This window comes from Chryseobacterium jejuense, from assembly GCF_900100075.1.
In the GTDB taxonomy this organism is placed as follows: Bacteria; Bacteroidota; Bacteroidia; order Flavobacteriales; family Weeksellaceae; genus Chryseobacterium; species Chryseobacterium jejuense.
On record NZ_FNEG01000006.1, the window covers coordinates 20,427 to 41,588 of the forward strand.

Consider the following 21,162-nt stretch of genomic DNA (forward strand, 5'->3'; position numbering starts at 1 on the left):
AACTAGTTTTTATCCAGTTTATTATATTTCTTCATTAAATTCTCATAAGTTCCCTGTGGAAGAATCCATTTCAAAGGCACTCCGATTTTCTGCCCGAATTTACCAAAATAATAATGAGCTTTCCATTTATTCTTTCCTAAAAGTTTTTCAATGTATTCTGCTACTTCCAATGGCTCTGTTCCCTCATCAACATGGGAATTCATTAAAGCATAAACTTTATCAAAAACATTTTTATAAGGTTGGGAAACTTTAGCAATTACCCTGTTATCTGCAATATTGGTTTTAATATCACCTAAATGCAGCGAGCATACCTCAATATTCCAGGGATACACTTCATACCTCATCGCTTCCGTTACTTTATCCAGAGCAGATTTGGATGCAGAGTAAAATCCACGGAATGGCAGTCCCATTTCACTTCCGATACTGGATACATTGATGATCTTTCCAAACTTATGCTCTCTCATTGTTGGAAGAACGGCACTCATCATCTGAACAGGGCCGGCCAGATTAAGACTGAAAAGTTTAAGGATATCTTCTTTAGTAGAATCTTCTACAGCACCTACCATTCCCATTCCTGCATTATTGATAAGAACATCAATTCTGGTTTCGGTTTTCAGAACCTCAGCAATAGCATTCTGAACTGCGTTGTTGTCGGTAACATCAGTTGGAATAGATCTGAAATATTGACTTTCTGTATGTTTTCGGCTTAAACCATAAACTTTGTGCCCTTTTTTACCGAAGTATTCAGCCAAAGCAAATCCAATTCCTGATGAGGTTCCTGTAATGATAATGGTCATTTAATTCGTACGATTTTATGAGTTTTATTTTTCCTATCCGTTAATAATCTGTGAGAAGGAAAATCTATTTTCAGCAAATGTAAAAAAAGAAAAGGGAAGTATGTTATTTATTAGTCTGGAATACTTCTGTGGGAAAGATGTAAATCTGTTGTTTCATTATAGTCTATTGTCTCAGTTGGGTTATAAACTTAAAACAAAGTTAATATCAGTTATGAATAGAATAGCAATAGAATAATTATTTTATTCATTTATAGTGTTGGAAATAAGTGAAATAATTCCAGAGTAAGGAATCCAGAAGTGGGGAAAAACTAAAATTTCTTAATAAATACATAAGGAAATCTTAATGTAACAGCGGGCAGGGCTGTTCTAATTTTGCGTCTAATTAAAAAGGATGTCATGAATGTATTTAAAATCCCTGTTTCGGTAACATACTTAACGGGTAGGGTATTACTTATTGGTGCAATTTCAGCTTCACCGATGTTCCTCTCTCAAAAAAAAGACAGCTTAAAAGAAAAATCCATAGACGAGATTGTTGTTGTAGGATACGGAACACAGAAAAAAAGCAAGGTTTCCGGTGCTGTTGCGGAGGCTTCATTGGATAAACTTACTTCCAGATCTTTATCCGGAGTAGGAGAAGTTCTTCAGGGAAAAGCTCCCGGGGTAACTGTGGTGAACGAAGGTGGAGATCCTAATGGCTCACCTAAAGTAAATATCCGTGGTTTGGGAGGAATTAATGGGGAAACTCCTCTTTATGTTGTGGATGGGGTGGTTTTTAACGGAACACCATCTATTAACCCTAATGACATTCAGGATATTTCTGTACTTAAAGATGCTTCTGCAGCCATTTACGGAGCAAGATCTTCTGGAGGTGTTATCCTGATTACGACTAAAAGAGGGAAAAAAGGAAATCTTACAGTAGATTTTGATGTAAAATACGGAATTAATCAAGCATGGAGGCTAAAAGAATCTTTAAATGCTGCCGAATTTCAGGATGTGATGTATCAGGCATTTAGCAATGCAGGTAAACTTTCAAACTTACCGAAGGCATTCAATCCTACTTTATATCCCGAAGGGAGAATTACCAAGACAGACTGGATGAAGGAAATCTTCAGAACAGGATCCATTCAGGAATACAATATGAACCTTAGTGGTGGAAATGAGAAGTCCCGATACTTTGTAGGGATGAACCACAGAAGCCTTGAAGGTATTCTTTTAAATACACAGGCAAAGCGATACAACTTCAGAGTTAATTCTGAACATAAAGTAAAAGATTGGTTAACTATTGGAGAAAATATGTACTATAATTACTCTGATGGAAATACAGCTGAGACCAAAAGCGGTTACACTGGAGCTTTAGTGGCAGCAATGTATTATCCACCCAATGTTCCCGTTTATACACCATCAGGAGCTTTTTCAGGATTGCCGATTGATGTGGCAGGCGGATATGGAGATATGATTAATCCTGTAGCCTATCTTAAAAGAATTAACATAAGAAACCCTACTCATGAGATCTTAATTAATCCTTATGCAGAAATTACTTTAGCAAAAGATTTAAAATTCAGATCCAACTTTTCACAAACCTTTAAACTGGGAAATGTAAAGAACTTTACATACAGGGTTCTTGAGATCGGAAAGATCTTTGATGCCAATAATCTGGAATACCAATCCAATAATTCATCTACTGCTTTGGCAGAACAGCTCCTAACCTATAAAATTGCTGCAGGTAAGCATAATTTTGATTTCCTTGGTGGTTTTACTTTTCAGAAAACCATTGAAGAAGGATTCTTGGCAAAATCTTATGATTTCAGAAGTGAGGCTGAGGTTTTCCAACATTTGCAGAATGCAGCAGATACCAACAGAGAAGTTTCCAGCTACAAATACAAACAGGCTTTGGTCTCTTACCTAGCAAGAGTAAACTATGACTATGCCGGAAAATATATTGTGAGCGTATTGGGAAGAAGAGACGGATCTTCTTTGGTCGCCAAACAGAATCGTTTTGCGAACTACTATGCCCTTTCCGGAGCATGGGTTGTTTCTAAAGAAAACTTTATGCAGGATATTTCATGGCTTTCAAGCTTGAAATTAAGAGGAAGTTATGGTATTCTGGGAAATCTTGGAGGAATTTCTCCGCAGGCTGTAAACCCATTAATGACCAGAGATAACAATATTATTTTCGGACAGGATCCTTCTCAGAATATTGCTTATTATGCCACTACACGTCCTAATCCTAATCTGAAATGGGGGAAATCTGAGCAAACCAACTTTGGGGTAGATGCTTCATTCCTTCAAAACAGCCTTGCCGTACAGTTCGATTACTTTGTGAAAAATTCCAAAGATCAGATCTTCAAAGTAAGCTTACCAAGTACATCCACTTATAACGATCAGTACGTAAATGCAGGATTATTTCAGGATAAAGGATATGAATTAGGAATCAATTATAACAGTAAAAGAACCGGAGATTTTACCTACTCTATCGGAGCAACTTTTAGTCAACTAAAAAATACGGTGAAACAGTTGGCAGATGTAGATGAAATATTTGTGAATGACAATGGTGTAAGAGGAGTATTGAAGCCTACTCGTGTGAAAATCGGAGATCCGCTCTATTCTTTCTATGGCTATAAAACAGACGGAATATTCCAGTCAGAGGCGGAAATTAAAAATTATAAAGATGCAAACGGCCAGATGATTCAGCCGAATGCTAAGCCAGGAGATATTAAATTCCTTAAAAAAGAAGGAAATACAGGAACTCTTAATAATAATGATTTTGTAAATCTTGGAAGTCCATATCCTAAGTTTTCTTACGGATTCTCTTATAATATGACATGGAAAAATTTTGACCTGAATCTATTCTTCCAGGGAGTATATGGAAATAAAATTTTCAACGGATTTAAGTTCATTTCTATGAACCCGGGAGGAACAGGGCAGAACTACAATATGGAAAGAGATATTCTTAATGCATGGACACCACAAAACACCAATACCAATATTCCAAGACTGGCACAGGGAGATCCAAGCGGTAACTATTCTAAAGTATCAGATTTCTATATAGAGGATGGGTCTTATTTAAGACTTAAAAACCTTACCATCGGGTATTCATTACCAAAGGAACTTTACAGAAAACTGGATGTGAATAAGGTAAGAATTTATATAACCACGAACAATTTATTCACCATTACAAAATATACAGGTTTTGACCCTGAAGTGGGAATGAATTCTTATGGAGTAGATACCGGTAGATATCCTCAGGCCCGTTCATTCATATTCGGAGTGGAATTAGGATTATAATTTAAAATCAAAAAAAGTAAAAAAATGAAATTTTTCAATAAAATATTTTTAGTCTCAGGAATATCCGCAATGCTTTTGTCATGTACAGGAGAATTGGATATTCAGCCAGAAGGAACACCTACAGAAGCCAGTTTCTGGAAATCGGAGAATGATCTTATTACAGGAGCAAATGCAATGTATAAACCTTTATATGATAGTGAGTTTTATGGAAGAGGGCTTTTCTGGCTTATCAATGCGAGTGATGATATGGTTACTGGAAGAATAAGAGGTGAAGCAGACAATGCTAAAAATTTCAGCAGCAACTATATTGCAGCAGGTGATCTTGAAACCCAATGGAATAGAAGATACAACGTAATCGGAGTAGCTAACCGTGTAATCCGTAATATAGATAATATCCAGACTTCTACGGCTATTAAAAACCAATATCTGGGAGAAGCTTTATTCATGAGCAGTAGAATGTATTTTGAGTTAGCCTCTAACTATGGTAATGAAAAAGCTGGAATTCCAATTATAGACCGTACGAAAGAACCGGATCCAAACCCAATTCCAAGAGCGGCGAATGTTAAGATGAATTACGACTATATCGTGGCCGATCTGAAAAAAGCAGCAGAATTATTGCCAAGCCAGGCAGAACTTCCTGCAAAAGAATATGGAAGGCCACATAAAGCCGCTGCATGGGCATTGTTAGCTAAAGTATATCTGTTTATGAAAGATTGGAATAATGCAGAATACTGGGCTAATGAAGTGATGACAAAAGGAAACAGAAATCTTCTGAGTAATTATGCAGATGTTTTCAAGGCTGAAAATAACTTCAGTACAGAATATATTTGGTCCGTTTCCAGTACTCCTAAATTTACAGGGATTGGAAGTATCCTTCCTGGGGTTATGCTTGAAAATAAAGGTTGGGGAGATTATAACGGTTGGGGGTATTTCCAGCCAACAAAAGAATTGTATGATGAGTTTGAAGCCGGAGATCTTAGGAGAAATGTAACGATTCTTAAAGAGGGAGACCAGTTTACTTTTAATGGAACGGTAAGAACTTATAGTACATCAAATTCTGTTACAAAAGCTCAGTTTAATAAGTATATGGATCCTTTTAAATACCCATTGAAGTCAGGTCATGTTAATGGAAATGGAGATTATCCTTGTACAGATCTTGCTGTTCCGATTATGCGTTATGCTGAGGTAATCCTTATTAAGGCTGAGGCTTTAATGATGCAGGGTAAACCAGCAGATACGGAAATCAATATGATCCGAAAACGTGCAGGATTAGCACCCAAAACAGGATGTACATTGGCCGATCTTAAACATGAAAGACGTTGCGAACTAGCAGGTGAGTGGGCAGACAGACACAGAGACCTTGTTCGTTGGGGAGATGCACAGACAACTTATGCCAAAGCACTTCATGGAATGGAAGGAAATGAGGTTTGGGCACCAAGAAACTTCAATCCGGCTGTTCATAATGTTTGGGCAGTTCCACAGGCTGAGATTGTGAACAGCCACGGTGTTATTAAACAAAACGAAGGTTGGTAAAATTGTAACCTTATCTATTATCTACTATATCATTGCAGGAATTCTGTGATGATATAGTCTTTTTTAAAGGGTGATGGAATGTTGATGACTCTATCAGCCTACAAAAACCATAAAAATTTACGAATGAAATTATCAAAAATATTGGGTTTGCTGGCCCTTGCCGTTTTTTCTGAAAATCAAGCGCAGAATTATCTGAAGTATAATGTAGGGAATGCCCATTCACATAATGATTATATGCAGGAAATTCCTTTTTGGCAGGCCTATTATGCCAATTTTGGGTCCATTGAGGCAGATGTTTTTCTGGTGAAGGGTAAACTTTGGGTAGCCCATACGGAAAAGGAGCTTTCTGCAGACCGAACACTGGAAAATCTTTATCTGGACAATATTTCAAAGCAGATAAAACTGAATAAAGGGAATATCTATAAGGATACAAATAAAAAGTTACAACTGCTAATCGATATTAAGCAGGATTATAAGACAACACTGACGGCATTAGTCAATACCTTGAAAAAATATCCTGAAATTACAGGGAACTCAGGAGTGAAAATTGTAATTACAGGTGGAAGACCTCAGCCGGCTGATTTTAAAAACTATCCCAATTATCTTTATTTCGATGGAGATCTGAGCAAAGACTATTCTTCCGATCAGCTAAAAAGAATTGGAATGTTCAGTGCAGATTTACCGGAACTGGTAAAATGGAACGGGAAAGGAATTCCGAGAGATGAAGAAACAGAGAAAATCAAAAAAGCGGTAGATAAAGCGCATGCCCAACAAAAGCCAATGCGTTTCTATGGTGCTCCTGATTTTCCTAATGCCTGGGTAAATCTGATGGACATGGGTGTAGATTATATTAATACCGATCATATTCCGGATCTTAAAAAGTTCATGAATACCATTCCAAAGAATTTCTATAAAAATTCCAAAGAATATACTACCTATACACCCACGTATAAAACGGATGGTATCAGCAAAAAAGTAAAAAATGTAATCCTTTTGATTCCGGATGGCACTTCTTTACCACAATATTATGCTGCTTTTACAGCCAATAAAGGAAAGCTGAATGTATTTAATATGAAGTCTACAGGATTATCCAAAACCAATTCGTCCAATGCTTATGTTACTGATTCAGCACCGGGATCTACTGCATTTGCAACAGGGGTGAAAACTAAAAATACATTTGTAGGTGTGGATGGAGCCGGTAAAGCTATTGCACAGATTCCTGATATTATTGCTGCTAAAGGATTAGTCTCAGGATTAATTTCTACTGGTGATGTTACAGATGCAACTCCGGCAGACTTTTACGCTCATTCTGATAATAGGAACAGTTCTGAACCTATTCTGAAAGATTTCGCTGCTTCTAAAGCTAAAATTCTCATTGGAGGCCCAACCAGTGGATTGACACAGGAAACTGAACAGAAACTGAAAGAAGCAAAAGTAGATATATATCACAGCCTGAAATCTGCAGAGAAACTGAATAACAGAACACTGATTATTGATCCTCTGGCTTCACAGAGAATAACCAACGGAAGAGGAAATTGGCTTGCTGATGCTTTCGATCTAACTTTAAATGATCTGAAAAATAATAAAAAAGGATTCTTTATGATGGTGGAAGCTTCCCAAACCGATGGCGGCGGACACAGCAACAATATAGAACAATTGGTTACCGAATTACTGGACTTCGATCATGTGGTTGGAAAAGCAATGAAATTTGCCGATGAAAATAAAGAAACACTGGTTGTGGTGGTAGGAGATCACGAAACCGGTGGTTTAACGCTTTTGGATGGAAGTTTGAAAGACGGCTGGGTATTCGGGAATTTCAGTACCAATGATCACACCTCTATCCCGTCAAGTGTTTTTGCCTACGGTCCAAATTCCAAAGAGTTTACAGGACTGTTTGAAAATACAGAAATTTTCAACAAAATTATGGCAGCTTACGGTATTGAAAAATAGTTGAATACCTATTCTTCCTAATACATGTCGTCTTTATAAAGGCGACATTTTTATTGAGTTCAAATGACAAAAATGAAAATCAAAAGATTTTCAACACTTCAGTGTACTTCTTATTTTCAAAGCTTGCTTCTTAAATTTACTTTTATGGTTAATTATCATCCTTAGTAAATTGTAAAATTTTATTTTCCACAGATGTTTGTGGATAACAAAATTATAGACTTGATGATTATGTCCTAACAAATAATCTGCGTTATCGGCTCAATCAGCGAGAGTAAATAAAAAGCTGCCTCAAAAGAGAGACAGCTTCATGGTGACAATTTATATTTAACTACACTAAAAATTAGTTTTTACAATCAGTTCTGCCAGTTCTGCATTTACAAAATCAATAGGCATTACCCCATAAGATCCTTTTGTATTGCTTTGGAAGAACGTTTTAAGTTTTGGATTAATAGCATTGGAAACAGTAGGAATGCTTGGGATTCCGAAGATTCCCGGTTTATAACCACTAGTGAAATTGATGAAAAGTCTGTTGCTATTACTGTTTTTAGCGTCATTAAACAGATTGGAAATTCCGTTCCATTTATCATCATTGTTGGTTACCTTGTAATAATCCTGAACTTTAAGCTGAGCTCCAGGATTATTGATCTCAAAAGTTGTATTATCTGCCCATGAAGTAGCATTAATTCCTTTAGCAGTTCCTGCTGAAAATCTTCTAAGCAGTCTGATTTTTCCTCTTACTTCTCCAAGCGTAGGAATGTTTGTTCCCAGATCCCATTTTGAAGGATTTTTCTGAGTATAAGAATCAAAAGTACTTTCGAAAGATCTTGTTGTATTGGAGGCGTCATGTTCTTCTTTTACAGACATGATGATGGTCTCAGACGGATGATTTTCAAGAAAAGCATAACAGGCATTGAGGACGTCATCAAAATTTAAATTCTGATAAATAGCACCATGATGGATTGTAAATGAATTATCAATATGTCTGCAACGGATATCCAGAAATCGAACTCCTGCATTCAGCTGTTCAGCAATGCTGAGGTTTTGTGTTTTTGCTGTACCTGTTACTACTGGGGCATCTATACGCGCTCCGGAATCGTGTGTCCCAGGAATTGAAATTTTTGATATAGAAATATTATCCTGTAATCCTGCCATCCAGTTGTTCATTTCAACAGGAACTGCAGAAGCCATTTTATAGCTTGCTTTATTTACAGAAGTAAGACCTGTTGCATCAGAATCCCTTTCTACCACTCCTTCAGAACAGGAAAAGAAAACCGTTGCAGTGGCAATACTCAGCGTAAAGTTTTTTACATATTTCATTTGGTGCTTGAACATAGTTTATATTTTAATTGTACTTAAAATTAAGAATATGTCAAGCAAATAGGAGTTAATTTAACTTTAAAAGATAATTAAGTTGTTGTGTGGCGAGGCAGGAAGCTGGATGATGGAAGAGAGAATACTCTAATCCGGAAAAGGGATTTGTATTTAATACCAAATTAAATGTTTCCTTTATAATTTCTATTGAATATAACTTCCAGTTACCATCATCCCGCTTCCTTCTTAAAACACGAAATCCTCTTTCAAACCTGGAATTTTAAAGCGATGTTCCCCCATTTTGAACCCCTCCATTTTGATAGGAGCTTTAAGTTTATGAATAAATTCTTTATACATATTTTCTGGTACTTTTCTATCATCATCACAGGATGAGTATTCTCTGTCTAGAATTACTTTTCCTGTAGATAAATTGATTTCATGGGTAATATCAAATTCACAGGTATCTGCAAAATTATCATAGGAACCTATCAGATAAAAATCCCCGTTCTGGAATCTGAAAGTATGTTTGCTTGTTTGAGTATGTCTTGAATTACTGAAGAAATTTTGTTCCACGGTCAGACAATTGTTTTTTATCTGAATGTTGAGAATATTATCATCAGGATAAAAGCCCATTCCACTTGAATAAAGCAAAGTAGAGTTCTCTTTCCAGATTTTAAGTTGATTCTGTTCGTTTTTCAGGATATAGAAAACCCTTTTATAATCTTTTTTTCCGGGAGCTCTTTCGTAATCGGATGCTGTTTTATCGGTATCAAATACTAGAACAGTTTCATCTTTTCCGTCTTTGTCCAAATCTCCTTTTACCTCAGTCACTTTTTTATATTCTTTTGGAACAGAAAAATTTTTCAGATTCTGAGCATAAAAACCAGTGATCGTCAAAAGGGCAATACAAGGGAAAAGTTTTTTCATCATACCTTTGAAATTATAGCCCGGTATCTTCCTTTTCAATCAATCCCAGATCTTCCAGATTACAAATACATCCTTTGATGCTTTTATAAATTCCATTAATATCAGTGGATTTTCCTTTGTTATCTATGACTGTAACTCCTGTAGAACGTGAGCCATCTTCGGCATAGTAAGATTTGAAAAGTGTATAGGTGTAACCCTTATTTAAAAAGCTAAGATATTCTAAATCCATTCCTGCATTTTGTTTTCCACCGCCTCTATGATAAGATTTATACCTGAATTGTTTCCAGCTGTCCTTTGTTCTCTCAGAAGGAAATTCCATTTCTATACGGTCTTTACTTCCAAATCGGTACTGAATATATTCATTCCCTTTATCCTTTACCAATACCATTTTCTTTCCGGCTTTAGTATCAAAGGAATAAACAACTTCTTCATTAGATCTCAGATATTGTGACCAAAGAACTGTTGGGATAGAGAATAGGAATAAGAATAGATATTTCATGGCTATGTTTTGTATATAAATGCAGTAATCTGAAACAAGGATCATTCATCCATTCTCAAATTACTACATTTTCAAATTATTTCGTCATTACGCTGGCAAGATCTTCCCAGAACATGGGGTAAGACTTTTCCACTACATCTTCATCCTCAATAGTAAGTTCTCCGATCAGGCAGTAAGGCGCAAAACTCATTGCCATTCTATGATCCTGATAAGTCTTGATTGAAATATGTTCTTCCGGTTTTCCGAAGCTCACAGAGTGAATGGTTAAATCTGTAATTTCTGTTTCAGTACCCAGTTTTTTCAGTTCATTATATAAAGCCTGAAGTCTGTCCGTTTCCTTTACTCGTAACGTTCCCAATCCTGATATTTCAAAAGGAATCTTTAATGCTGCGGCAGTTACACAAAGGGTTTGTGCAATATCCGGACAATTGTTCATATCAAGAATAATTTTTTCCGGGAAAGAAAAATCAGGCTGAGGTTCTAAAGTCAGTTGGTGTTCAGCTTCAGAGTAGGTGGTTTTAATTCCAAAGAAATCTTCATAAATTTTTGCAATGGCAGAATCCCCCTGAGTAGACTCTTTGTAGAAGCTTTTCAGATGAATGGTTTCTCTTCCCAATGCACAGATTGAGTAGAAGTAGGAAGCAGAGCTCCAGTCACTTTCCACTTCATAGCTTTTCGTGGAAGACTCATGATTAGGTTTGAAAGGTTCTACTTTAATGGTATTGCCTTCAAAGCTATTTTTAATTCCGAACCTTGTCAGGATATCAAGCGTCATTTCAATATAAGATCTTGAGGTTACTTCACCCACAAGGTTAATCTCTAAACCATTTTCAAGTTTTCCTGCAATAAGAAGAAGGGAAGTAATAAACTGGCTGGAAATGTTCGCCGGAACATTTACGGAAGTCTGTGTAATCTTCTTTCCTGTAATTTTTAATGGGGGAAAGCCTTCATTTTCCATATATTCGATCTCAGCACCAAGATCCTTCAAAGCACTTACTAAATTTTTGATGGGTCTTTCCTTCATTCTCCCAGATCCGGTAAGAATGGTTGTTTTTCCTTCCTGAATAGAGTAGTAGGAAGTAAGGAAGCGCATAGCCGTTCCTGCATGGTGAATATCCACCACATCTGTAACCTCAGATAAAGCTTTTTTAAGCAGTTGGGTATCCTGAGAATTGGATAAATTCCCGATTTTTATATTACTAAACACACTTTCCAGAATCAATAAACGATTCGAAATACTTTTCGAACCGCTGATTTGTACTGTTTTATTTCCGATTAATGTTGATTTTTCTAGCTTCTTCATTATTTCTTCATATTTCAAACCTAATGTCATATTTCAGATCTTTTTATCGGTATCTGAAATATGACATTCGGAATTTTATTTTAATTTTTCATTATTCTGATGCCGTTCCTTATCGCGGTCAGTTTTTATTTTCATTTTTCTGTCAAACGCATCCTGTAAATTAACTCCTGTTTGGTTAGCCAGACATAATGTTACGAAAAGTACATCGGCAAGTTCCTCACCAAGGTCTTTGTTTTTATCACTTTCCTTTTCGCTTTGTTCACCATATCTTCTGGCGATGATTCTGGCTACCTCGCCCACTTCCTCAGTGAGCATAGCCATATTGGTCAGTTCATTAAAATACCTTACACCGATGGTTTTGATCCATTCATCAACCTGTTGTTGTAATTGAGTAATTTCCATTATTGATAAGCTCCTATGGTAGGATTAGTAGTTCTTGATTCATTCACAATATCAAACGGAACAGTTCCTGCTACAGTAGAATTTCCTTTTCCTTTGGCTGGAGACGTTGTTTTTACTCTTAAATTCATTTTAGCCATGAAATAGTTCATAAACTGTGGATCTTCATTTTTGATGCTCTGTACCACATTTATATTACTATCAAAGGTAAAACCTGCTTCAGATGTACCGGAATACTTTAATAAACAGTTTTGAATAAGGTATTCAAATTGCTGCCCAGGTGTCTGTTCAAACTGAACCGAATTATCCCTATCAGAATACACAATACTGTTTCTCAGATTAAATTGCTGTAAGGCACCTTGTTCTGTTTGTCCTGTATCGTTTTTCCATTCATTGGTTGCAAAAATCCCTTTTCTGTCAAAACTTCCCATCGCTTTAGAATAGTTAGCAATCGTAGCATGGGTATAGTTGTGTTTTCCACCTTTGAAAATACCGATACATGATAAACCACAGTTATTCATTACTAAATTGCTGGCAGTAACAGTAGAGTTTACGGCATAAATTCCATATTCAAAGAAAGTATGAATAAATGAATTGGAGATGTTGGCTGTAGTCTGCTTCATTTCAAGTCCTCTTGTTCCACCGAATAACCTTGCATGGTTCATATTAAGAATAGAGTTGGGCTCCATTTTGATAGAGTTCCAGTTTTTAGGAAGCGTATCATGATCCAGGTCATTTCGGTCGCCACGAAGGATAACCTGTTTGTCCAGAGCTCCGTTAATATTTAAAACTGCATTTGACGAAACTTTCATTCCGCTGTTTTTGTGGAAGTATACCTTTGTACCAGGGTCTATATCTAACGTTACATTCTTATCCACTGTAAGATTTCCGTAAATAATCTTCGCTTTATTATTGGTCCATGTCGTAGAACTTGTAATCACATTAGGATTGGTTGGAGTCTGAATAAAAAATTCTGCATCCTGAACTACCGAGAACAAAGTAACATGCTGTTGTCCTGCAGGACTGGTGAAAATCACTTTGTCTTCAGCAATAGCTTCAGGTCCTGTTGCTTGAGGAGCAATTTCCACATATATATAGAGGCTGTCTTTTTTTCTTAGCGGAACATCTTTAAAATCATATCCCGGTTTTCCATCCACATTAATTCTGTATAATGAGGTGGCTCCTTTCTCAAGATTCACTCTTGGGATCAGAATATCTTTATCTTCATTATTATATACTTTTACTACATAAGTTTCTGAACGTACCTGATGATAAACTGTATCGCAGAATACGGTGTCTCTTGAAAACCTTAGTTGTTGCGAAGGAGTATCAAAGGTAATATCATCCTTATTACATGATACTGTTACAAGGAGCATCCAGAAAGAAAAAGCCAGTAATAATTTGAATTTCATCGAAATTAAAGTTTAAGTAAGTTCCAAATTTAACGAAAATACTTTGAATTTCTTATCAAGAAAAAAATATTGAATTCAGTATTTGGATATTAGAAAAAAAGTTGTACTTTTGCAACCTAAAATTAGCAGAGAAATATCCATTACTATTTCGAAAGCAAACTTTAATTTTTTAAAAATAGCATTATGAAAAACGGAATCCACCCAGAAAATTATAGACTTGTTGTTTTCAAAGATATGAGTAACGACGAGGTGTTTCTTTGCAAATCTACTGCAGAAACAAAAGATACTATCGAGTTCGAAGGACAAGAGTACCCATTAATCAAAATGGAAATCTCTTCAACTTCTCACCCTTTCTACACTGGTAAAGTGAAACTAGTTGACACTGCAGGTAGAGTTGATAAGTTCATGAACAAATACAAAAAATTCGCTAAGTAATTTTTGTATACTCACAATATAAAAGCCTTCCAATCTTTGGAAGGCTTTTTTGTGTTCAATATTTATTATTCTTATAAAATTTCCAGCCAAATATTTAGTCTTCCATTCCTTGTTTATTATCTATCCGTCTATTATCTCTTGTCTTCTCTCCCATCTTTTTGTATTTTTGTTTTTAGGTAGTGAAGGTTTGGCTTTAGGTCCCCGTATTCTATCTTTTAACCCCTAACTTCTAAAAAATGCAATTAGTATTTTCAGACGCACAATATTGGGAAGACTTTCTTCCGCTTACTTTTACCCGACCAATTGCAGCCATGCGATGCGGAATCCTTACCTTCTCTGAAAGATGGCAGAGAGTTCTGGAGAATACAGAAGTTTCTTATTTTACAGAAATGTATCTTCAGGATAAATTTAAAACTCCCGAAGAAAAAGAAAGCCTTTTTTTAGTTCCGAACTTTATCCCTACAGAATCTGTTATTCAGCAGATCAAAGACCTTAAGCAGGGTGAAGCTTTGGTCTATGAAGACGAATTGGTAGCTGCAAAGATCAATATGAAAGGATTTTCCCTTCATCAGATCGAAAAAATGACAGACATTAAAGAAGAACTTATTTTCTTTAAAAAACCGAAAGACTTATTTACCTATAACCATCATGCGATTGATTTCGATTTTGACTTACTGACAAAAGGAAGAACTTCACAGGAGTTATCTTCCACAAATGGTTTCTTGGGAGATAAAAAAGATCTTTTTATTGAAGAAGGAGCTTCCATAGAATTTTCGACGATCAATACAAAGACTGGTAAAATCTATATTGGTAAAAATACAGAGGTGATGGAAGGTTGCCATCTTCGTGGACCTATTGCGCTTTGTGATGATTCTAAATTTAATCTAGGAGCTAAAATCTATGGAGCTACTACCATAGGACCACACTGTAAAGTAGGAGGAGAGGTGAATAACATTATTATTTTCGGATATTCCAGTAAAGGGCATGAAGGTTTTGTAGGAAACTCGGTTATTGGAGAATGGTGCAACTTTGGAGCAGATACCAATTCTTCCAATATGAAAAATAATTACGGAAATGTAAGATTCTGGAACTACAGAACCAAAGCTTTTGAAGATACAGGGTTACAGTTTGCAGGTCTGATTATGGGAGATCATTCTAAAACAGCCATCAATACACAGTTAAATACCGGAACTGTAATTGGAGTAGCCTCCAATATCTTCAAACCAGGTTTTCCACCCAATCTTGTGGAGAACTTTTCGTGGGGCGGCTTAAAAGATGATGAAAGATTCAGATTAGATAAAGTCTACGAAGTGGCCGAAAGAGCAATGGCCAGAAGAAAAGTAGCTTTAACAGAAGAAGATAAAGCTATTTTGAAGCATGTTTTTGAAACATATTAATAAAAAATAAAACCTCCGATTGGAGGTTTTTTAGTTTGAATATAATAGATATAAAGTATCTATAAAGTTATCCTGAGAAATGATATCAGCTTCTTTTCCTTCAAAAGAAAAATATTGATATTGAGGATTTTCCTTTTTTAATTTTTCAAATTTTTCCTTGCTAATGCTTTTCCCATCGAAATAGTAATAATCTGGTGGAGGGTTCTCTACAACTACAACAGCTCCAATTTCAAATGCCTTATAATCAATTTGAAATTTTTTATTTTCAACTTTTTCTTTGCTTGAAAAAATGATTGTCTGATCTCCATAATTACTAGCACTTATAGTGTCTTTTATATTTTTCTCTATCCTTCTTTTTTCATTCAATTTATCAAAATTGAAGTGTAAAATGTTTTCTTCTTTTATAAGATTGTTGGGAATATCTAACTGAAAATAACCATTCTCATTAGTTATAGATTTCAAAAATTTCTTCTGGGTTATAAAGAAAACTTCCGCATTTGGAATGGCTTTTTGTGTTTCTTTGAATATTAATCTTCCAGACACTTTTGTAATATCTGTTGCTTTTTGTTCAGAAGTAATATTGAAGCTATTTTTATTTTGTGCCTGAGCGAAAGTCAGATTGGTTACTAAGATAATTCCCGCAGCAGCCAAAGCTAAAGGTCTTGTTGATATCCTTCCGCAAATTTCTTTTCCGTTGGCTGCTGTTAAAATATCTTTGATCTGCTCATCTGTTTTATTTGTAAAATCTACAACACATTTGGAACATTTATCACAGAATTTTCCTGAAGGAAAATCGTGCATATCATCCCAGTTCTCGGGGCAGGGGTTGTGGATTTTAATTTGGTTTTTCATGTTTTGATTTGTGAAATCAGATTTTTGTATCAGTAAAATATTGGAAGAACAATTGATACCGTTCTTTATCGTTGTTTCAGATAATCTCCACCAGTTTTTATTAAAGTGTAAAGATTGCACTGAGGTAAACAGTTTTATTAAGTATGGTTTTAAATTTTTCTTCCTTTTGTCTTTTTAGTGAGCAAATATAAAATTTTTATATTATTTCTCAAATGTGAGAAATGAATACAGATAAATAACCGTGAATACTAAGTAAATTTAATACTTTTATAAAAAAATAAAAACTATTATGAGTCTGTTAAAATAAAAACTTCAAAAATATTTGAAGTTTTTTTATTTTTGATGTAATAGATTGTAAAGACTGGTTGTCTTACCTATAAGAAACAAAACTCATGACCCAAGAAACTTTCAAGAATACGGTGTTTATTCTCAAAGACGAGATGTATCGTTTTGCGAAGCGATTCGTCATGAGTAGTGATGAAGCAGAAGATGTAGTGCAGGATATCATGATGAAATTCTGGCAGAAGAGGGATGAACTGGAGCAGTTTGGGAACTTAAAATCCTATGCACTGAAGTCTGTCCGGAACGAATGCCTGAACCGCCTGAAGCATCACGATGTGAAGATAGGCTTTGCGGATATGCAGCTTCACCGGTCGGAACTTTACAGTATGGACGTTGATAACCTTAAAGAATATATTATAGGATTTATTAATCAACTCCCCGAAAAACAGAAGCTGGTGATCCACTTGAAAGATGTAGAAGAGTACGATGTTTCCGAAATTTCTGAAATGCTGGAAATGGAGGAAAATGCAGTAAGGGTAAACCTTATGCGGGCAAGACAAAAAGTAAAAGAACAAATCTCACAACTGATGAGCTATGAAAAAAGATCAATTACAAGATAAATACAACGAAATCTTCCAGGATATAAAGGAAGAAAAAATGGAATGGAGCTTTGATGATTTCCTTCAGCAGGCAGAAAACACAACCTCTGAAGAAAACACAACGCCTATTATTCCTCTTGAAGAAAATAAAAAGCCCTCATTTCCCAAATGGTTCTGGATGGCCGCCAGTGTAACGCTGGTTTTCGGAATCGGATTTTTCCTTAAAAATAATTCCGAAACAGGAGTTCAGGATAAGGAAAGTATTGTGAAAAATGAAGTATTGAAGCAGAAGTCCAGCTTTATTGAAGAAAACAATAATCACAAGGACCAGGTGGCAGTGAATCATACCGATTCTATTTCAGGAACTAAAAAAGATTCTATCTTTCAGGATAATCATGTCGCTGAAAAAGATGTTATGGATGAAATCTTACCTAAAAGAGGAAGACTTAAAAAGGAAAGAAAGCCAAGATATGCAGACAACTCCTCTTTTAAAAATAATAAAGCTAAAGATTCTACAGGCTATGAAAATTCTTACGTAATTGTAAACGGTAAAAGAATTGACAACGTAGAAGAAGCAATAAATGTAACAAAATACTCATTCCAGATATTTGCAAATAATGTTAGTGAAAAATTGGCACAGCCTACGGTGGTAGAAGACGATTATTAATCTGAAAAACAGTTGCCATCATTAACTTAAAAAATAAAATTGACTCATGAAAAAACTATTCATAATATTCGCTCTTGCTTTTACCCATTTCTTTAATGTATATGGACAAAAAGATAAATTTGACCAGCTTTTTGATAAATATCAGGAAGTAGAGGGAGTAACTTCCATTAAGATTGCAAAACCTATGTTCGGGATGCTCAGCAGTCTTAATATTGATGATTCCCAGCTGGATCAGATTAAGCCGTTATTGTCAAAGATCAACGGACTTAAGATTCTGATTACGGAAAATCCGGAAAAGGGAAATACTGCGGAAGGGCGTAAAGTTCAAACTAATATGTCCCAGTTGAGTAAAGATATTTCTTCGTATTTAAAGAACCTGAACTACAACGAAATCATGTCCGTAAATAATGCCGGAGCTAAAGTGAAATTTCTTTCTGCAGAGGCAAAGAATGGTATTCTGGATGACTTGTTACTTAGTATTGACGGTGGAAGCGGGGAAAGTATTTTTGTAATGCTGGACGGAAAACTGTCTATGGATGATGTAAGTAAAATTATCAATTCCAGTGAGACTAAAAAGAACTCAATTTCCAGCACAAGAAGCAATGCGACTTCAAATAGTAATTCATCTTACCTTAATGGTGAAGCCAGAAACGTAGGTGAGTTTTCAGGAATTCAGGTTAGTACAGGTGTAAACGTAATCTTTAAACAGGAAAAACCAACCAGTGTAAAAGTGATTGCCGATTCAGATAAGTTAGAGTATATCATTACAAAGGTGGAAAATGGAGTTTTGAGAATTTATATTGATAACAAAGGAGTAAGAAATCTGAGATTTAAAAATTTAAGTGTTAATGTATCTTCTCCAAGAATGGAAAGTATTGATGCCTCATCAGGGTCTAACCTTACCATCGTAAATTCTATTCAGGAAAAAAATATGAAAATTGATGCTTCATCCGGATCCAATATTAACGGAGATTTCAAAATCTCAAATGCTGCAGCTATTTCTGCATCCTCAGGATCAAATATCAGAGCAGGAATTACTGCTGGAAATATTGGGATTAAAAGTTCAAGTGGTTCCAATATCAGTCTGAGTGGAAAAGCAGATTCAGGAACCATTGATATCAGCAGTGGGGCATTATGTAAAGCTGACGATCTGAAATTTACTTACCTTGAAACGGAAGCAACTTCCGGAGGAAATCTTACTGTAAATGTATCGGATAAATTAAAAGTAAGAGCATCTTCGGGTGGATCTGTCAGATATAAAGGAAGACCAGAAATAGATGCTAATATCAGTAAAACATCAGGAGGACTACTAAGACCAATGGATTAAAATAATCACCATGAAAACGCTCAGAATTATTTTCTTATCACTTTTGATAATAGGTACCTTTCAGTCTTGTATTGTTTCAGAGAAACCAAATATGGATTTCTTTTCAGACTCTAAGTATGATTTTAAGGAAGCTAAGTTTACAAGTTTTAATGTACCGTTATTGCTGGCTAAGCCATATATTAAAAAGGCTTTGAAGAAAGATGGAGAAAGTGAAGAACTTATTAACCTTATTAAAAAGGTTTCGAAAATAAAAGTTCTTACCGTAGAAAATGGGAGTAAAGAAATGCTTAATGATTATGCTAAGTTTTTGAACAATAATCAATACGAAGACTGGGCTACCATTAAACATAACGGCGAAAATGTGAATCTGCGTGTAAAGCAAAAGGGTGAATCTATTAAAAACATGCTGATCACCGTAAATTCAGATAAGGAATTGGTCTTTGTAGATGTAAAAGGGAGTTTTACTCCTGATGATATTTCTAAAATGATTAATGCTGTTTCAGATAAATAGAAAAACGATTAAAACTTCATATTATTCTTTAATCATCAAGAAAAATTAATTGTCGCAAGTAGTTTCAGACATACTAAATTTATTTTGTAAAGGAAAACCGTTCTTAAAAAGGGCGGTTTTTCGATTTAACTTATTGATTATTAATTTTTATTTAAACTATTAAAATAGATTTTCATATGTCATTAAAATAACCTAATTTTGCAAAGAAAGTAAAGATGTCTATTCATAACAAAATTGTAGAGACAGCCATCACTTTCGATGACGTTCTTCTAGTCCCTTCTTATTCAGAAGTTTTACCTAACCAGGTTTCATTAAAATCAAGACTTACCGACAAAATCACGCTGAATGTTCCGATAGTTTCCGCTGCAATGGACACTGTTACAGAGGCAGATTTGGCAATTGCATTGGCTAGAGTTGGTGGTTTAGGTTTCATTCATAAAAATATGACGATCGCAGAACAGGCTGCACAAGTAAACAGAGTAAAACGTTCTGAAAACGGAATGATCTCTGATCCTGTAACGCTTTCAAAAGATCATACTTTAGGTGAAGCTAGAGAATTAATGGCTAAATATAAAATATCTGGCCTTCCCGTGGTTGATGCAAATAATGTATTAATCGGAATTATCACAAACAGAGACGTAAAGTATCAGGAAAACCTTGGTGCAAAGGTTGAAGAGATCATGACTAAAGATAACCTGATCACTTCTGATAAAAATACCAATCTTGAAAAAGCAAAAGAAATTCTTCTTAAAAACAGAGTTGAAAAACTTCCTATTGTAGATGCTGAAAATAAATTGGTTGGTTTAATTACCATTAAAGATATCGATAATCAGCTTGAATATCCAAATGCAAACAAAGATCAAAACGGTAGGTTAATTGTTGGTGCAGGTGTTGGAGTTGGTGAAGATACATTGGAAAGAATCGAAGCTCTTGTAAAAGCAGGTGTTGATATCATTGGTATTGATTCTGCTCACGGACATTCTATTGGAGTTTTAAATAAGATTAAAGAAATCAGACAAGTATATCCGGATTTGGATATCGTTGGTGGTAATATCGTAACAGCTGAAGCTGCAAAAGATCTTATAGAAGCTGGTGCAAACGTTCTGAAAGTAGGTGTTGGCCCTGGTTCTATTTGTACAACTAGAGTAGTTGCTGGAGTTGGGGTACCTCAATTATCTGCGATCTATAATGTTTACGAATATGCTCAGACTAAAAATATCGCAGTAATTGCTGACGGAGGTATTAAATTATCAGGAGATATCGTAAAAGCAATTGCTAGTGGAGCAGGAGCAGTGATGTTAGGATCACTTCTAGCAGGAACTGATGAAGCTCCAGGTGAAGAAATCATTTTCCAAGGTAGAAAATTCAAAACATACCAAGGAATGGGAAGTCTTTCTGCTATGAAGAGAGGAGGAAAAGAAAGATATTTCCAGAGTGAGGCTAAAAAATTCGTTCCGGAAGGAATTGAAGGAAGAGTTCCAAGTAAAGGTAAATTGGAAGAAGTTATTTTCCAGTTAGTTGGAGGATTAAGAGCAGGAATGGGATATTGTGGAGCTAAAGATATTGAAACTTTACAGAGAGATTCCAAATTGGTAATGATTACAGGAAGCGGATTGAAAGAATCACACCCACATGATGTGATTATCACTCAGGAAGCTCCTAACTATTCTTTATAA

At 35.4% G+C, this 21,162-nt stretch carries 18 protein-coding genes; 10 read left to right on the top strand and 8 right to left on the bottom strand.

Going from position 1 to position 21,162, the window contains the following annotated elements:
* Positions 1-2: 2 nt before the first annotated feature.
* Positions 3-797 carry an SDR family oxidoreductase gene (locus BLS98_RS17430; RefSeq protein WP_089737882.1) on the bottom strand — a complete coding sequence of 265 codons (795 nt, stop codon included), beginning with the start codon at positions 795-797 and terminating at the stop codon, positions 3-5.
* 396 nt (positions 798-1,193) lie between these two features.
* On the opposite strand from BLS98_RS17430, the gene BLS98_RS17435 reads away from it, so the two are divergent.
* From BLS98_RS17435 to BLS98_RS17445, 3 genes are all read left to right on the top strand, one after another.
* Positions 1,194-4,082: a SusC/RagA family TonB-linked outer membrane protein gene (locus BLS98_RS17435; RefSeq protein ID WP_089737884.1), complete on the top strand. Its 2,889-nt coding sequence runs from the start codon at positions 1,194-1,196 to the stop codon at positions 4,080-4,082.
* Positions 4,083-4,106: 24 nt separating this feature from the next.
* Positions 4,107-5,615 carry a RagB/SusD family nutrient uptake outer membrane protein gene (locus BLS98_RS17440; RefSeq protein ID WP_089737886.1) on the top strand — a complete coding sequence of 503 codons (1,509 nt, stop codon included), beginning with the start codon at positions 4,107-4,109 and terminating at the stop codon, positions 5,613-5,615.
* A gap of 123 nt (positions 5,616-5,738) precedes the next feature.
* Entirely contained in the window at positions 5,739-7,565 is a 1,827-nt protein-coding gene (locus tag BLS98_RS17445; protein WP_089737888.1) for an alkaline phosphatase, read from the top strand.
* Between the two features lie 333 nt (positions 7,566-7,898).
* Here the strand turns inward: BLS98_RS17445 and BLS98_RS17450 are convergent, their stop codons facing one another.
* The 6 genes from BLS98_RS17450 to BLS98_RS17475 form a co-directional block, all read right to left on the bottom strand.
* Positions 7,899-8,897 (bottom strand): phosphatidylinositol-specific phospholipase C, encoded by a 999-nt coding sequence (locus tag BLS98_RS17450; protein WP_228425338.1) that lies wholly within the window; start codon positions 8,895-8,897, stop codon positions 7,899-7,901.
* A 225-nt stretch (positions 8,898-9,122) separates the two neighbouring features.
* Entirely contained in the window at positions 9,123-9,806 is a 684-nt protein-coding gene (locus BLS98_RS17455) for a hypothetical protein (RefSeq protein WP_089738500.1), read from the bottom strand.
* A gap of 10 nt (positions 9,807-9,816) precedes the next feature.
* Positions 9,817-10,302 carry a hypothetical protein gene (locus BLS98_RS17460; RefSeq protein ID WP_139166146.1) on the bottom strand — a complete coding sequence of 162 codons (486 nt, stop codon included), beginning with the start codon at positions 10,300-10,302 and terminating at the stop codon, positions 9,817-9,819.
* A gap of 76 nt (positions 10,303-10,378) precedes the next feature.
* Positions 10,379-11,605: a 3-phosphoshikimate 1-carboxyvinyltransferase gene (locus tag BLS98_RS17465; RefSeq protein WP_089738502.1), complete on the bottom strand. Its 1,227-nt coding sequence runs from the start codon at positions 11,603-11,605 to the stop codon at positions 10,379-10,381.
* Between the two features lie 75 nt (positions 11,606-11,680).
* Positions 11,681-12,007, bottom strand: a complete 327-nt coding sequence (locus tag BLS98_RS17470) for a nucleotide pyrophosphohydrolase (protein WP_045501245.1) — start codon at positions 12,005-12,007, stop codon at positions 11,681-11,683.
* A complete protein-coding gene (locus BLS98_RS17475) occupies positions 12,007-13,416 on the bottom strand; it encodes a hypothetical protein (protein WP_089737892.1) in 1,410 nt (469 codons plus the stop codon). Before BLS98_RS17475 ends, BLS98_RS17470 begins: the two co-directional genes overlap by 1 nt.
* Positions 13,417-13,599: 183 nt before the next feature.
* On the opposite strand from BLS98_RS17475, the gene BLS98_RS17480 reads away from it, so the two are divergent.
* Both BLS98_RS17480 and BLS98_RS17485 read left to right on the top strand, forming a co-directional pair.
* The gene (locus BLS98_RS17480) at positions 13,600-13,851 is read left to right on the top strand and encodes a type B 50S ribosomal protein L31 (protein ID WP_027375398.1); all 252 of its coding nucleotides are present in this window, start codon (positions 13,600-13,602) and stop codon (positions 13,849-13,851) included.
* Between the two features lie 236 nt (positions 13,852-14,087).
* Positions 14,088-15,248: a putative sugar nucleotidyl transferase gene (locus tag BLS98_RS17485; protein ID WP_089737894.1), complete on the top strand. Its 1,161-nt coding sequence runs from the start codon at positions 14,088-14,090 to the stop codon at positions 15,246-15,248.
* 30 nt (positions 15,249-15,278) lie between these two features.
* Here the strand turns inward: BLS98_RS17485 and BLS98_RS17490 are convergent, their stop codons facing one another.
* Positions 15,279-16,100, bottom strand: coding sequence for a peptidase associated/transthyretin-like domain-containing protein (locus BLS98_RS17490; protein WP_089737895.1), 822 nt, complete (start codon positions 16,098-16,100; stop codon positions 15,279-15,281).
* A 392-nt stretch (positions 16,101-16,492) separates the two neighbouring features.
* Between BLS98_RS17490 and BLS98_RS17495 the strand changes: the two genes are divergently transcribed.
* The 5 genes from BLS98_RS17495 (at position 16,493) to guaB (ending at position 21,162) form a co-directional block, all read left to right on the top strand.
* Positions 16,493-17,002 (top strand): RNA polymerase sigma factor, encoded by a 510-nt coding sequence (locus BLS98_RS17495; RefSeq protein ID WP_089737897.1) that lies wholly within the window; start codon positions 16,493-16,495, stop codon positions 17,000-17,002.
* On the top strand, positions 16,977-17,648 hold the full coding sequence (locus BLS98_RS17500) for a hypothetical protein (RefSeq protein ID WP_181575111.1): 672 nt from the start codon (positions 16,977-16,979) through the stop codon (positions 17,646-17,648). The genes BLS98_RS17495 and BLS98_RS17500 overlap by 26 nt, the downstream gene beginning before the upstream one ends.
* 46 nt (positions 17,649-17,694) lie before the next feature.
* The gene (locus tag BLS98_RS17505; protein WP_089737900.1) at positions 17,695-18,975 is read left to right on the top strand and encodes a DUF4252 domain-containing protein; all 1,281 of its coding nucleotides are present in this window, start codon (positions 17,695-17,697) and stop codon (positions 18,973-18,975) included.
* A 10-nt stretch (positions 18,976-18,985) separates the two neighbouring features.
* Entirely contained in the window at positions 18,986-19,486 is a 501-nt protein-coding gene (locus BLS98_RS17510; protein WP_089737902.1) for a DUF4252 domain-containing protein, read from the top strand.
* Between the two features lie 215 nt (positions 19,487-19,701).
* Positions 19,702-21,162 carry an IMP dehydrogenase gene (gene guaB, locus BLS98_RS17515; RefSeq protein ID WP_045501235.1) on the top strand — a complete coding sequence of 487 codons (1,461 nt, stop codon included), beginning with the start codon at positions 19,702-19,704 and terminating at the stop codon, positions 21,160-21,162.